The sequence below is a fragment of the Acinetobacter sp. UBA1496 genome, from assembly GCF_002324975.1.
Classification (GTDB): Bacteria; Pseudomonadota; Gammaproteobacteria; order Pseudomonadales; family Moraxellaceae; genus Acinetobacter; species Acinetobacter variabilis.
In genome coordinates this window covers 1-14,799 of record NZ_DCRI01000068.1, presented here as the reverse complement: position 1 = coordinate 14,799, position 14,799 = coordinate 1, and the positions used below count along the sequence as shown (strand labels likewise).

Annotated in this window: 12 protein-coding genes; 8 read left to right on the top strand and 4 right to left on the bottom strand. The window is 41.8% G+C overall.

Translation table 11 applies throughout. The features are described 5' to 3' along the window. Window positions 1-484 precede the first annotated feature (484 nt). The gene (locus tag B3143_RS07540; RefSeq protein ID WP_005232211.1) at window positions 485-2,011 is read left to right on the top strand and encodes a fumarate hydratase; all 1,527 of its coding nucleotides are present in this window, start codon (window positions 485-487) and stop codon (window positions 2,009-2,011) included. 60 nt (window positions 2,012-2,071) lie between these two features. Here B3143_RS07540 and B3143_RS07535 read toward each other — a convergent pair whose 3' ends face one another. From B3143_RS07535 to tig, 4 genes are all read right to left on the bottom strand, one after another. Next, window positions 2,072-2,788, bottom strand: a complete 717-nt coding sequence (locus B3143_RS07535) for a DUF2846 domain-containing protein (protein WP_286740013.1) — start codon at window positions 2,786-2,788, stop codon at window positions 2,072-2,074. 167 nt (window positions 2,789-2,955) lie between these two features. Continuing rightward, complete coding sequence (gene clpX / locus B3143_RS07530) at window positions 2,956-4,266, bottom strand: ATP-dependent protease ATP-binding subunit ClpX (protein ID WP_286740010.1); 1,311 nt, start codon at window positions 4,264-4,266, stop codon at window positions 2,956-2,958. A gap of 29 nt (window positions 4,267-4,295) precedes the next feature. Continuing rightward, complete coding sequence (gene clpP, locus B3143_RS07525; RefSeq protein ID WP_004781985.1) at window positions 4,296-4,901, bottom strand: ATP-dependent Clp endopeptidase proteolytic subunit ClpP; 606 nt, start codon at window positions 4,899-4,901, stop codon at window positions 4,296-4,298. A gap of 190 nt (window positions 4,902-5,091) precedes the next feature. Further along, window positions 5,092-6,423: a trigger factor gene (tig, locus tag B3143_RS07520; protein ID WP_005232218.1), complete on the bottom strand. Its 1,332-nt coding sequence runs from the start codon at window positions 6,421-6,423 to the stop codon at window positions 5,092-5,094. A 502-nt stretch (window positions 6,424-6,925) separates the two neighbouring features. On the opposite strand from tig, the gene B3143_RS07515 reads away from it, so the two are divergent. From B3143_RS07515 to B3143_RS07485, 7 genes are all read left to right on the top strand, one after another. Then, window positions 6,926-9,166 (top strand): TonB-dependent receptor, encoded by a 2,241-nt coding sequence (locus B3143_RS07515; RefSeq protein ID WP_286740008.1) that lies wholly within the window; start codon window positions 6,926-6,928, stop codon window positions 9,164-9,166. Window positions 9,167-9,237: 71 nt separating this feature from the next. Beyond that, on the top strand, window positions 9,238-9,921 hold the full coding sequence (locus B3143_RS07510) for a Fe2+-dependent dioxygenase (RefSeq protein WP_286740006.1): 684 nt from the start codon (window positions 9,238-9,240) through the stop codon (window positions 9,919-9,921). Window positions 9,922-10,348: 427 nt separating this feature from the next. After that, on the top strand, window positions 10,349-12,046 hold the full coding sequence (gene leuA / locus B3143_RS07505) for a 2-isopropylmalate synthase (protein WP_286740004.1): 1,698 nt from the start codon (window positions 10,349-10,351) through the stop codon (window positions 12,044-12,046). Between the two features lie 112 nt (window positions 12,047-12,158). Next, the gene (gene metX / locus B3143_RS07500) at window positions 12,159-13,319 is read left to right on the top strand and encodes a homoserine O-succinyltransferase MetX (RefSeq protein WP_286740001.1); all 1,161 of its coding nucleotides are present in this window, start codon (window positions 12,159-12,161) and stop codon (window positions 13,317-13,319) included. After that, complete coding sequence (metW, locus tag B3143_RS07495) at window positions 13,319-13,912, top strand: methionine biosynthesis protein MetW (protein WP_004781976.1); 594 nt, start codon at window positions 13,319-13,321, stop codon at window positions 13,910-13,912. The genes metX and metW overlap by 1 nt, the downstream gene beginning before the upstream one ends. Next, window positions 13,909-14,499 carry a tetratricopeptide repeat protein gene (locus B3143_RS07490; RefSeq protein WP_004781974.1) on the top strand — a complete coding sequence of 197 codons (591 nt, stop codon included), beginning with the start codon at window positions 13,909-13,911 and terminating at the stop codon, window positions 14,497-14,499. The genes metW and B3143_RS07490 overlap by 4 nt, the downstream gene beginning before the upstream one ends. Window positions 14,500-14,605: 106 nt before the next feature. Continuing rightward, a partial coding sequence (locus tag B3143_RS07485; protein WP_286739999.1) for a hypothetical protein occupies window positions 14,606-14,799 on the top strand: 194 nt, incomplete at its 3' end.

Here is a 14,799-nt window from a genome sequence, read left to right as displayed (position 1 = left end):
AGATTTGAAGATTTGAAGATAGGCTAATTTTTTAGCTCTTAAAATGTAAAAAAGAAGATAAAGCTTAAGCTTGATCTTCTTTCTGGCCGTAGAACCAAGTAGCAGCGATATAAAGACTAAAAGCAATTACCATCAATACACTAGTCAGGGTCATAAAGAAAACTCATCATTCATTTGATAAGCGCATTATGTAAAAGTTTTATGACAGTTATATGACAATGATGAAATTTCCATAATTTTAATTAGTTAATAAAAATCATATATTTATAATAAATTTAATTATATTCAAATAAACTTTAAGCTGAAATATGACAGTAAATATGACAAAAACCGGTCATTTTTAACCAATCTTTCAGCCAAAGTAATATGCCTTATTGCTTAAACTATAAACTTTTGGCCAATGTCCCTGCAAAACGCCCACAACCAGATTCATTTGTCTTATAATTTAGCCCGCTAGCTAACAGCCCGCTCAAGAGATATTTGTATGACAACTATTATCAAGCAAGATGACTTGATCACATCGGTTAAAGATGCGCTTCAGTTCATTTCTTACTATCATCCACAAGACTTCATCCAAGCGATGAGCCGTGCGTACGACCGTGAAGAGAACAAAGCTGCGAAAGATGCGATCGCGCAAATCTTAATTAACTCACGCATGTGTGCAGAAGGCCACCGCCCTATCTGCCAAGATACTGGTATCGTCAACGTATTTGTTGAAGTGGGCATGGACGTTAAATTTGATTTAACCATGAGCCTGGACGATGCGATTAACGAAGGTGTACGTCAAGGTTATCTTGAAAACTCTAACGTGCTTCGTGCATCTGTACTGGCTGACCCTGCTTTTGGCCGTAAGAACACCAAAGACAACACGCCTGCTGTGATCTATCACAAACTTGTTCCAGGTAACAAAGTAGACATCACTGTTGCTGCTAAGGGTGGCGGTTCAGAAAATAAATCTAAACTGGCAATGTTGAACCCATCTGATTCAATCGTGGACTGGGTATTAAAAACTGTTCCAACTATGGGTGCAGGCTGGTGTCCTCCTGGTATGCTGGGTATCGGTATTGGTGGTACCGCTGAAAAAGCCATGATGCTTGCCAAAGAAGCATTGATGGAAGAAATTAACATGGACGAATTGCTTCGTCGTGGTCCACAAAACAAACTTGAAGAACTTCGTATCGAAATCTTCGAGAAAGTAAACGCATTGGGCATTGGTGCTCAAGGTCTTGGCGGTTTAACCACTGTTCTAGACATCAAGATCAAAGATTATCCTTGTCATGCTGCTGGCAAACCAGTCGGCATGATCCCGAACTGTGCTGCAACCCGTCACGCACATTTCACGCTTGATGGTTCAGGTGTTGCGCATATTCAAGCACCAAGCCTTGAAGACTACCCATCAGTTACTTGGGATTCTTCATCTTCTAAACGTGTTGACCTAGACAACATCACTCAAGAAGAAATGAACTCTTGGAAACCAGGTGATACGCTGCTTCTAAACGGTACGATCTATACTGGTCGTGATGCTGCACACAAACGTATGGTAGACATGCTGAACAACGGTGAAGAACTTCCTGTTGATCTGAAAGGCAAATTCATCTACTACGTCGGTCCTGTTGATCCGGTAGGTGACGAAGTTGTAGGTCCTGCAGGTCCAACAACTGCGACTCGTATGGATAAATTCACTCGTCAGGTATTAGAAGCAACTGGTCTTTACGGCATGATCGGTAAAGCGGACCGTGGTCCTGCTGCTGTTGAAGCAATTAAAGACAACAAAGCAACTTACCTCATGGCGGTTGGTGGTGCTGCATACCTCGTATCTAAAGCAATCCGTGAAGCTGAAGTGGTTGCATTTGCTGATCTGGGTATGGAAGCGATCTACAAGTTCGTAGTGAAAGATATGCCTGTTTCTGTTGCAGTTGACGTAAATGGTACATCTGTACACGCGACTGCTCCAAAAATCTGGCAAGCAAAGATTGGCAAGATTCCAGTAGTTGACGCTGCTGCAGGCTAATTTAAGCTAGATAAAAAAGCACCTTACTTGGGTGCTTTTTTATTGGAGTTTTAAAATTAATTACCAGGTTCTTGGATCCCAGAGTTTAAACGGTGTGGTTAACTGTACATCTGTAGATGGATCATACTCAGTTGCCTTAATTTTCTGGGCTTTCTTGCGGATTTTCCCAGTTTCCTGATCCTGTGCAAAAAAGTTAAAACTGTCCGATTTTAACTGGGTAAAAGCAATTTCATTGAGGCCTACACTGCTCGGCATCAGCATCAGAGGCCCCGGAACACTACGACGGGTGCTTAGATTTTCTTCATCATATTTAATAAAATAGGATTGACCCGCTTCTACTGTAAAGTCCAAATACTTAGGTTTTTGGAAGTGCAACGCACCTAAAGGACGACTGGTACTCAAGCGATAAGTACCTGCAGGCAACTCAATCCAGTAATGATGATTATGCAATAAACTCGGAATACGATGCTGATTGATAAATAGGCTGGCAGCGACAATTTCCTGACGGTTCCATTTGGAATCCGGGCGGTATAAATAAACGATTGCAGCATCCTCATGCTGAGGTTTAACTGCCTGAAAATGATTACCCTGTTTCTGGTTAACCCAGCCACCAATCGTAAACATCCCCACCCGATGCTGTTCGACGAAGCCCGGTTTTTTTTCAAGATCAATATTTTTTAAAGTGCTGAGTGGCTGTGTAGGCTCAACTACGGCTTTTTTACCGTGACAACCCATCAGCGCCAAACTGCCGATGAGCAACATTGCGACTCCACGCATGCTTATCCCTCACTGCGTCTTTATTCTTGTATGCAAGTGCTTTGCGATATATTTTTATAGCTTTTGGCGTCCACGCCTAGATGTTGAGATTAGCATCTGCTTTTATCTTTTGGAAATAAAAAACGTGCGAAAACACCGGGTTTTCGCACGTTTCTGACGAATAGCAATCAAGCAGATTTGCTATTCACCACCTTTAAATCAACTTTTGCCGCTGTTTCTGGCTCGTCATGTGGTTGGCGTTCAGCACGAAATTCTGGTGCAGCTTCACCATTAATGACTGCTTCATTGACTACCACAGTACCTACATCGCTACGACTCGGCAGGTCATACATGGTTTCTAGCAATGAATTTTCCAGAATCGAACGCAGGCCACGCGCACCGGTATTACGTTCTAGCGCTTTTTTCGCAACCGCACGTAGTGCTGAATCTTCAAAGACTAAGTCCACATTTTCCATCTCAAACAAATGTTTATATTGACGGGTTAATGCATTCTTCGGCTCAGTCAGAATCTGCATTAAAGCTTCTTCATCCAGCTCATCCAGAGTTGCAATCACGGGTAAACGACCAATGAATTCTGGAATCAGACCAAATTTCACCAGGTCAGTCGCTTCGACCTGACGGAACAATTCAGACAGCTTTTTGCTTTCGTCTTTATTACGGACTTCTGCAGTAAAGCCAATACCACCTTTCTCCTGACGCTGCTGTACGATTTTCTCAAGACCTGAGAATGCACCGCCACAGATGAACAGGATATTCGAGGTATCAATCTGAATGAATTCCTGCTGCGGATGCTTACGACCACCTTGTGGTGGAATTGAAGCAACCGTACCTTCGATCATTTTCAGCAAGGCTTGCTGTACGCCTTCACCTGATACATCACGTGTAATGGATGGGTTTTCAGATTTACGGGTAATCTTATCGATTTCATCGATATAGATAATGCCCTTTTGCGCTTTTTCGACATCGTAATCAGCTTTTTGCAAAAGCTTTTGTACAATGTTTTCAACATCTTCACCCACATAACCCGCTTCAGTTAGGGTTGTTGCATCTGCCATGGCAAATGGAACGTCCAGAAGACGGGCAAGGGTTTGTGCCAGCAAGGTTTTACCTGAACCGGTCGGACCCACCAGCAGGATATTACTTTTGGCAATTTCAACGGAATCATCTGCTTTCTTACCATGGGTCTGTACTTTCAGACGTTTGTAATGGTTGTATACGGCCACAGACAATGTCTTTTTCGCTACGTCCTGACCAATCACATATTGATCGAGCGCCGCACGGATTTCATGCGGTTTCGGCAAAGGACGGTTCGCCCAGTCATTGGTTTCGACCTGTTGACTGGTTTGAACCAAATCTAAGCATACGTCCACACATTCATTACAAATGTATGCGTCCTCGCCTGCAATCAGCTTTCCGACTTCAGACTGCGTTTTACCGCAAAATGAACAATGCTTTTGTCCTTGAGGATGTTCGGACATATTTACTCCAATATCTCAATCTCTAAAACTTATGGACGTTTCGTTAGAACTTCATCCACAAGACCGTATTCTTTCGCTTGCTGAGCAGTCATGAAGTTGTCACGGTCTGTATCGCGTGCCACTTTTTCATAGTCCTGACCGCTATGTTCAGCCATTAAACGGTTTAAACGTTCTTTAATGAACAGAATTTCACGTGCGTGAATTTCAATATCTGATGCCTGACCTTTGAAACCACCCAAAGGTTGGTGAATCATGACACGTGCATTTTCAAGGCAATAACGTTTGCCTTTAGTTCCTGCATTAAGCAGGAATGCGCCCATTGACGCTGCCTGACCCATACAGTAAGTCACAACATCCGGTTTAATAAACTGCATGGTATCGTAGATCGCCATGCCAGCAGTCACCGAACCACCCGGTGAGTTGATATATAAATGAATATCTTTATCTGGGTTCTCAGCTTCTAAAAACAACATTTGCGCAACGATCAGGTTGGCCATATTGTCTTCAACTTCACCTGTCAGAAAAATTACCCGCTCACGTAAAAGGCGTGAATAAATATCAAAAGAACGCTCACCACGAGAGGATTGTTCTACCACCATTGGCACTAAAGCGTTTTCAATCGTTGGAACATACATAGGTTTATTTATTCCTAAATTTTTGTGACTTAATCCATAATCACAATATGAGGGATAATCAATGAAATTGCAAAATAATCGCGAATAATTCCATCATATTTTTTGCATTAGTTTTGTGAAAATCAGATATGTCAAGAAATTACTAATATGAAAAAAGGCGCACGAAGCGCCTTTTTAGGGAAAGCTTGAATTAGCCTTGTTGACGAGCTTGTTGCTCTTTCAATAAGTCTTCATAGCTTACAGTCGCATCAGTCACTTTAGCAGATGCTAGGATGTGATCAACAACTTGGTCTTCAAGTACAACTGCTTCGATTTGAGCACGTTGTTGCTTGTCATTTTTAAAGTATTCGATCACTTCATTTGGATCTTCGTAAGAAGAAGCCATATCTTCGATATAAGCTTCAACGCGCGCTTGATCTACTTCGATTTTCGCATCAGCAAGAATGCGGCTTACCAATACGCCAAGTTTAACTGATTTTTCAGCTTGTTCTTTGAACAGGTCATCTGGAAGCATGCTTGAATCAAACGCTTTCGCGCCTTGAGCACCGAACTGTTGAGTGAACTGCTGGATCATTTGTTGACGTTGACGGTCAATTTCTTGAGCAACCATTGCAGATGGAAGTTCAACTTCGTTTGCAGCTACAAGTGCATCGAAAGTTGCGCCTTTAACCTGGTTACGCAGGCCGTTTTTCACTTCACGTTCCATGTTTTTACGAACGTCAGCTTTCAGTTTTTCAACGCCATCTTCTTCAGAAATACCGAAGATTTTCAGGAATTCAGCATCAATTTCTGGAAGTTTTTGTTTTTCCACAAGTTTTACATTGATTTTGAATTGAGCTTGTTTACCAGCAAGGTTTTCAGCTTGGTAATCTTCAGGGAAAGTAACATCGATCACTTTCTCTTCGCCTTTCTTCATACCGATGATGCCATCTTCGAAGCCAGGGATCATACGGCCAGAACCTAAAACAAGTTTAAAGTCTTGCGCAGCGCCGCCTTCAAATTTTTCGCCATCAACAGTACCTTCGAAGTCGAAAGTCACTTGCATGTCTTTTTTCGCCATGCCTTTAGTTTCAGCCCAAGAAGCACGTTGTTTTTGAAGATTTTCAATCATCTTCTCAACGTCTTTGTCATTTACTTCAGACGCTTTACGTTCAACTTCCAGACCTTCGAATTTCACTTCAACTTCTGGATAAACTTCAACAGTAGCTTCATAAACTAAAGCGTCGTCTTTCATTTCAGTTTTTTCGATGTTTGGCATACCAACAGCGTTGATTTTTTCTTGTTGGATTGCTTCGAAAACTGTGTCACGAATGATGTCGTTGACAACTTCTTGGTAGATACCAGCGCCGTATTCACGACGAACTACGTTTACAGGTACTTTACCTGGACGGAAGCCGTTGATCTTCGCAGTTTTAGCAGTGCGTTTTAAACGAGCTTCAAATTGCTCATTAATACGGCTCGTCGGTACAGAAACATTTAAACGACGGGCAACGCCCGAAACCGCTTCAGAAGTTACTTGCATGGCTTCCTCTATATATTTGGTAATAACAGGTTTATAAAAATGTGCCACATTATATGACAACATTTGCAGATATACAAAACACAATACTTGAATCGTCTTTATTGATGCTGTAATAATCAAATTTATTCAGTCAAATTCATTTTTCTTTGATTAAATATCCCTTCCCTCAAATAAGAATAGATATATTGATTACTCAAACTGGACAGATCATCTCTTTCATCTGCATTTATGGATTTTTATAGGGTTTTTAGTAAACTTTTCTTTATCTTTTCTTCAAAATTTTTAAACTCTAATAATCTCAATAAAAGTAATGATAATAATCTATTAATCAGATTTATTTTAAATACATTGACTTAGAAACATTTTGATACACTATAACATTGATCAAGCCAATTAATATAAATACTAAAATCGCCATTTCCTATCCAAAAGTAATTCTTAATTTAAATAAGAATTATTATTATTCGCATACATAAATTTTATGCTTTTTTCGGGTTCCCACATGTCGTTTATCAAATCACGTAAAAAACTCGTTTCATCGGCGATTGCCTCTTCCCTCTCGATTGTAACCGTAAATGCTGTGGCTGATGAAAATGTGGTCAAGCTCGAAACTATTCATCAAGAAGTTAAAGCTGAACAGGCACCAAGTTTAAAAGTAGATAATTCCGCAAATAAGAAATTTGTTGCACCCTTACTAGATACCCCTAAATCTGTATCAGTTATTTCTAAGCGACTGATTGAAGACACTCAAGTCACTACACTTTCTGATGCTTTACGTACTGTACCGGGTATTACTTTGGGTGCGGGTGAAGGCGGCAACCCGAATGGCGACCGTCCATTTATTCGTGGTTATAACTCTGAAAGCTCAATGTATTTGGATGGTGTTCGTAGCGCGACTTCACAAAACCGTGAAATGTTCGCAGTCGAACAGGTTGAAGTGACCAAAGGCTCTTCTTCTGCAATGGGCGGTGCCGGTACGACCGGCGGTAGCATCAACATGATCTCTAAGGTAGCTAAAGCTGGTGACTCTTTAGAAGGTTCCATCGCACAAGGTACCGATAATTACCAGCGCATCACTTTAGATGGCAACAAAGATTTCGGTAATGGCATTGCAGCGCGTGTTGCTGTGATGGGTCATCAAAATGAAAAAGCAGGTCAGAAAGACGGTGCTGAATATAAACGTGTAGGTATTGCGCCAAGTATCAGTTTTGGTCTGGATACCCCTACCCGTGGAACTTTAAGCTATTACTACTTAAAATCTGATGATACGCCTGATGCTGGTGTTCCATATAATTATGACAAAGATAAAAAAGCGACTGTCGGTAAACCTATCGATGTTAAACAAGGCATCTACTATGGTTTATTAAATCGTGATTTCCAAAAACAGGAAAATCAGATTGGTACACTTAAATTAGAACATGATCTGACTGATGATTTGACTTTGAGTAATACTGCTATTTATAGCAAGTCAAAAAATGATTATCTATGGACGCAACCTGATGACTCAAAAGGTAACGTACTCAATAATAAAGTATGGCGTCGTATTAACTCACGGATTACAGATACAGAAACCTTTAGCGATCAACTTTCTTTAGCAGGTAAGTTTAATACCGGTGCTTTAAAGCATAGCTTTAATACAGGTGTTGAATACTCTAAACAAGAATCTGATAAAGGTAACTATTCAACCACCTACCCTGGCTACCCTGATAGCACGACAGGTGGATTTAACAGTGATTGTGCAAATAATGATGCATGGTGTACTTCTTTAACCAATCCAAACTCACGTGATCAATGGTTAGGTGCTCGTACAGCCAACAGAGCTACAACAACCACTACCACAGAAACAGCTTCTATTTATTTACTGGATAATATTGAACTCAATCCGCAATGGTTATTGGACTTAGGATTGCGTTGGGATGACTTTGATACCAAGCAAAAAACCAATGCTTCAGGTGAAACCATTTCAAGTGACGCTGATTTCTTCACTTACCAGGCAGGTCTTACTTTTAAACCACGTGAAAATGGATCTATTTACACAAGCTTCGCTACTTCAGCCAACCCTGTAGGTGTTGACTCAGGTGATGGTTCAGAAGGTATTGCAGAAAATTATAGCAATCTCGATCCTGAAGAAAGCCGCACATTTGAAATTGGTACTAAGTGGGACTTATTTAATGACAAATTGAATTTAACTGCTGCAATTTTCCGTACTGAAAAACAGAATGCTCGAGTTCAGTTAACACCGACTACGTATGCCAACATTGGTGAAAGTAAGGTAGATGGCTTTGAGCTTGGTTTAAACGGTAATCTTACTGATAAATGGGCAGTTTCAGCTGGTTATACTTATTTAGATAGCGAAGCGACCGATAATGGAAACTCTTGTACTGGCCGTGCACCAAATGTTGTCTGTACCCCAGGAAATGCAAGTAACGGTAATGCGATGCCTAACGTTGCGAAAAACTCAGCCACACTTTGGACCACTTATGATCTAACCCCTGCGTTAACAATCGGTGCTGGTGCAGTTGCGATGGACAAAGTGTATGGTGACCTAGCGAATACTAAATATGTTCCAGGTTATGTACGCTATGATGCCATGGCACGTTACAACGTAAATCAAAACGTTGACCTGCAGTTAAATGTAAATAACTTATCTGATGAACGTTATTTCACTAAAGCTTATGCATCTCACTATGCAACTGAAGCAGAAGGCCGTAGTGCAGTGTTAGCAGTCAACTTTAAATATTAATTCAATGCAACCGCATAGCCTCCTGATGGGGGCTATGTTATTTTTAAAAGACGATTATTCAGGGGTTTCTCGTGCTGCATCATATTCCAAATGTACTGAGCAAAGAACAGGTGCAATATTTCCGTGAGGAGATGAATAAGATTGAGTGGGTCAATGGCAAGGTTACCGCGGGTACGCTCTCTGCCACCGTGAAACAGAATCAGCAATTACCTGAAGATCATCCACTCACTCATCATCTCAGCAATATTATTCTGGAATCGCTGGGACAGCATGCTCTGTTTTTATCGGCGGCGATTCCACTGGATATTATTCCCCCGCTTTTTAACCGCTATGAAAATAATGAATCTTTCGGCTTTCATGTCGACAATTCAATTCGTCGTATTCGCGGCAGCAGTGAACGCCTCAGAACGGATTTATCCTGTACGGTTTTTTTAAGCGAGCCGGACGAATATGTCGGTGGTGAACTGGTAGTCGAAGACACTTACGGTTATCACGAAGTAAAATTGCCTGCCGGCGATATGATTCTTTATCCATCCACCAGCCTGCATGAAGTTACGCCAATCACTTCCGGTTGTCGAATTGCTTCATTTTTTTGGGTACAAAGCATGATCAGGGATGATGCAGAGCGGCATATGTTGTTTAATCTGGATCAGAGTATTCAAAACTTGAGAATGCAGCTGGGTGATCAGCATGCAGAAGTTATGAAACTGACCAACCTGTATCATAATTTAATGCGTAAATGGGCTGAACTTTAAAAGAGGCTCTGTCTTCAATGATCTTTAAAAACAACTGGATCTATTGTTTATTAAAATATACTGAGTTGTGGCACAATTGAACGTAATAAATAACGCTTTATATCCAAATTAAGAAAATATAAAATACAATATTTAGAATAAGTGAAAATATTTTTCAATTCTTAAAGTTTATAAGAAAATCTTTATTAACATACGACTAAAATCCATAAAAATAGCAAAAACTTTTCGGGATAAGTGGATTAAACTTTAAATTATAAGTAAGGTATTTAGTGCATTTGGTAGAGCTAAACCACCAATATTTAGACCATATTTCAGGTTTGAACCAGACTGTCACTAAAACCCAATGAATAGACAAAATCTATGCCGCTGACCCACGCACCGCTTTAACCAAGATTACGGTACCCAAGTCAGCATAAGGAGCTCTCTCATGATGTTGGCTGATCCAAGTAAAAAATACCGTCGTATGTATCAACGTGTAGACTTAACAGACCGTCAATGGCCGAACAATGAAATCACTAAAGCGCCAATCTGGATGAGTACTGACCTGCGTGATGGTAACCAGGCGATCTTCGAGCCAATGAACATCGAGCAGAAGTTCAAAATGTTCCAGATGTTGGTAAAAATCGGTTTCAAACATATTGAAATCGGCTTCCCTTCTGCATCTCAAATTGATTTCGACTTCACTCGTAAATTGATTGAAGAAGGTCATATTCCGGATGATGTTTACATCGAAGTATTGGTTCAGGCACGTGACCATTTGATCGCACGTACTTTTGAATCTTTACAAGGTGCAAAACGCGCAATCGTGCATATCTACAATTCTAACTCTCCAACCTTCCGTCAAAAGGTCTTGAATGTAGACGTTGAAGGTGCAAAACAGTTAGCGATTAATGCAGCGCAAAAAGTGAAAGAATACGCAGCGAAACAGCCTGAAACTGAATTTGTTTTCCAGTACAGCCCTGAATGTTTCTCTGCAACTGAATTGGAAGTGGCGAAAGACGTTTGCGATGCTGTGACTGAAATCTGGGAAGCATCTCCAGAAAACAAAGTGATCTTGAACTTGCCAGCCACTGTCGAAGTCTCTACACCAAACGTATATGCCGACCAAGTGGAATGGATGCACCGTAACATCGAGCGTCGTGACGGCGTGATCATTTCAGTTCACTGTCACAATGACCGTGGCTGTGGGATCGCAGCGTCTGAATTGGCAATCATGGCCGGTGCTGACCGTGTCGAAGGTTGTGTATTCGGTAATGGTGAGCGTACCGGTAACGTGGACGTGGCAGCAATTGCCTTAAACATGTACACCCAGGGTGTTGCGCCAAACTTGGATTTCTCGAATATCAACGAAATCATTGCGACTGTTGAAGAATGTACTGGCTTGCCTGTACACCCACGTCATCCATATGGGGGTGACTTGGTATTCACAGCATTCTCTGGTTCACACCAGGATGCAATCAAAAAAGGTTTTGAATTCCAGAAAAACGAAGAGATCTGGGATATGCCGTACTTGCCGATCGATCCAAAAGACTTGGGCCGTGACTATGACGCTGTCATCCGCGTGAACTCACAGTCTGGTAAAGGTGGTATCGCTTACTTGTTAGAATCGAACTACAACGTGACCTTGCCACGTCGTTTACAGATCGAATTCTCGCAAATCGTGCAGCAAAAAACTGATGAAGATGGTACTGAGATTTCAGCACAAGCGATCTGGAGCTTGTTCAAAGAGACATATGTTGCCGCGAAAGATGCCCATTATTCAGCGAAAAACTACAAGTTGTCAGATGAAAATGGCAATCAGGTGATTGAGCTGGATATTGAAGTCAATGGTGAAACCCAGCACTTGCGTGGTGAAGGTAACGGTCCAATCTCTGCGATTTTGGATGCATTACAATTGCCAATTGACGTCTTGAACTATGAAGAACGTAGCATCAGTTCTGGTGCACATGCCAAAGCCTTGGCATTGGTTGAACTTCAAGTGAAAGGTACCGGTAAATCCGCCTTTGGTGCTGGTGTCCACGACAACATTGTGACCTCTTCAATTGAAGCGATTATCGCATGTACCAACCGCCTGATTGACCAGGGTGTGTTAAGCACTGAACAGGTGATTGCTGCTGCCGTCTAGACACGGTATTAGAATTAGCGATAATTCATAGCACTAAAAAGACTTTAGAAGGATACCTGCAAATGGTATCCTTTTATTTATTCATACTAAAGATTTAAGGCGAATCATTCCCGTGTCTTTTCCAGCTGACTCAGTGGGCCTTGTTGTCCCACAAAAGTTCCAATTCGAACAGCCGTTAGAGCTTGAATGCGGTCGCATCCTCCCACGTTTTGAACTGATGGTAGAAACTTATGGCGAACTGAATGCCGATAAGTCCAATGCCATTTTGATCTGCCATGCCCTGTCTGGCCATCATCATGCTGCAGGTTATCATCATGAAGATGATAAAAAACCAGGCTGGTGGGATGCCTGTATTGGCCCGGGTAAGGCAATCGATACCAATAAATTCTTTGTGGTGGCGCTGAATAATATCGGCGGTTGTAATGGTTCTACTGGTCCTACCTCTCCTAATCCCGAAAATGATAACCGCCCATATGGTCCAGACTTTCCGCTAGTCACTGTGCGTGACTGGGTGAAAACTCAGGCGATGCTGTCTGACTGTCTGGGGATTGATGTGTGGTATTCCATCATTGGCGGCTCACTCGGGGGCATGCAGGCCTTGCAATGGTCGGTAGATTATCCGGACCGTCTGCAAAAATGCGTGATTATTGCCAGTGCACCGAAACTGTCTGCACAAAATATTGCCTTTAACGAAGTCGCGCGTCAGTCGATTCTGTCTGATCCGGACTTCCATCATGGCCGTTATCTAGAAAATGACAGCTATCCAAAACGAGGCCTGATTCTGGCACGGATGGTCGGTCATATTACCTATCTGTCTGAGGAAGCCATGAAGCAGAAATTTGGCCGTGATTTAAAATCTGGCAAATTCATGTATGGCTTCGATGTGGAATTCCAGGTCGAAAGCTACCTGCGTTATCAGGGTGAACAGTTTAGCCGTAACTTTGATGCCAATACTTATCTGATCATGACCAAAGCACTAGACTACTTTGATCCTTCACGTGAATATCAGCAGTCACTGGTCAAAGCGATGGCGCAAACCAAATGTAAGTTCCTGGTGGTTTCATTTACCACAGACTGGCGGTTCTCACCTTCACGTTCTGTTGAAATCGTAGACGCCTTAATTACCAATAATAAGCCTGTCAGCTATCTGGATATTGATGCTGAGCAAGGCCATGACTCCTTCCTGTTCCCGATTCCTCTGTATGTAAAATCCTTGCGCGCCTTCCTGGGCGGTGAAGAACATCTGCGATCAACACCGAAGGAGGCTGTGTAATGCGTATTGACCAACAACTTGCTGAAAAATGGATCAAGCCCGGTTCACGTATCCTCGACCTCGGTTGTGGTGATGGCGAACTGCTGGCCCATATGAGCAAAAAGCACAATATTCGTGCATATGGATTAGAAATTGATCAAGAAAAGATTGCAATTGCGATCAGTCGCGGGTTAAATATCATCCAGCAGGACTTAAACCTCGGTTTAAGCCGTTTTGCTGACCAGTCTTTTGACTATGTGGTGATGGCACAGGCTTTGCAAGCTGTAGATGCACCAGACGTATTATTGCGTGACATGGTGCGTGTAGGGAAACAGGCCATTATTACCTTTCCAAACTTTGCGCACTGGAAGACTCGTTCTTTCTTGGCATTAAAAGGGAAAATGCCGGTTTCGGAAGCCTTACCCTATATGTGGTATAACACCCCGAACATTCACCTATGTACTTTCCGTGACTTTGAAGCATTATGCGCGGAAAACAACATAAAAATTATTAATCGACTCGCTGTGAATGGGAATCAAGAAGATAGTTTGCTTAGCAAACATCTCCCAAATCTGTTTGGTGAAGTCGCAATTTATCGAGTGAGCGCTCTATGAAAAAATTATTATTAAGTACGACGCTACTGGCTGGACTTTTTGGCATGCAGGCCCATGCCGATTACGTTGCACCAACGCCTTCTGTGGCCAGCCAAGCAGCGCAATATTCAGTAATGGACATTCATAGTCTGACTAAAGCAGCTAAAGCGGGTCAGCCTGGTGCACAATTTTATTTAGCAACCAAATATCAATATGGCAAAGACGTCCAGAAAGATGAACGTCAGGCCTTTGCATGGTACAAAGCTGCTGCCGACCAAGGTCTGGCAGTGGCTCAACTGAATGTTGGCCGTATGCTGGCAGATGGTATTGGTACCAAAAAAGATGAAACACTGGCTCGCCAGTACTTCGAAAAAGCAGCTAGCCGTGGTGATAACCGTGCCAGCTTCAATCTGGCCATGATGGAAGAAAAGAAGAAAAACTACATGGGTGCTTACCAGTGGTATGAACTCTCTACCCGCGATGGCATGCTGGACAATAAAGTGATTACTTTATCTGAAGGTAAGAAAACTGCATTGGCAGCTAACTTAACCCAAGAACAGATCCGTCAGGCACGTGACCGTGCAGACAAATGGATTCAGGCACAATAAGCTAAAATTTTTAAAGAGCACCTTCGGGTGCTTTTTTATACTTTAAAAAAAACTGTAACATATTAAAAATAATAAACTATTTCTAAAGCCTATAAAGGGAATTTACATGAAAAAATTTAAGGGATATGCATCATTGCTGTTATTTTTTCCATTAGTCGCATGTACAGTCTCAACAACTTCTTACAACACTTGGAATAAGCCTGGCATAACTAGATATGAAGCAGATAATGCTCTCGCAAAATGTAAATATGATTTAGGCTTAGCCAAAATTGATGCAATGGGTAAGCATCCGGCTAACAC

Coding starts and splice junctions, on each gene's coding strand:
- B3143_RS07540 (WP_005232211.1), top strand. CDS start 485: ATGACAACTATTATCAAGCAAGATGACTTGATCACATCGGTTAAAGAT.
- B3143_RS07535 (WP_286740013.1), bottom strand. CDS start 2,788: ATGCGTGGAGTCGCAATGTTGCTCATCGGCAGTTTGGCGCTGATGGGT.
- clpX (WP_286740010.1), bottom strand. CDS start 4,266: ATGTCCGAACATCCTCAAGGACAAAAGCATTGTTCATTTTGCGGTAAA.
- clpP (WP_004781985.1), bottom strand. CDS start 4,901: ATGTATGTTCCAACGATTGAAAACGCTTTAGTGCCAATGGTGGTAGAA.
- tig (WP_005232218.1), bottom strand. CDS start 6,423: ATGCAAGTAACTTCTGAAGCGGTTTCGGGCGTTGCCCGTCGTTTAAAT.
- B3143_RS07515 (WP_286740008.1), top strand. CDS start 6,926: ATGTCGTTTATCAAATCACGTAAAAAACTCGTTTCATCGGCGATTGCC.
- leuA (WP_286740004.1), top strand. CDS start 10,349: ATGATGTTGGCTGATCCAAGTAAAAAATACCGTCGTATGTATCAACGT.
- metW (WP_004781976.1), top strand. CDS start 13,319: ATGCGTATTGACCAACAACTTGCTGAAAAATGGATCAAGCCCGGTTCA.
- B3143_RS07490 (WP_004781974.1), top strand. CDS start 13,909: ATGAAAAAATTATTATTAAGTACGACGCTACTGGCTGGACTTTTTGGC.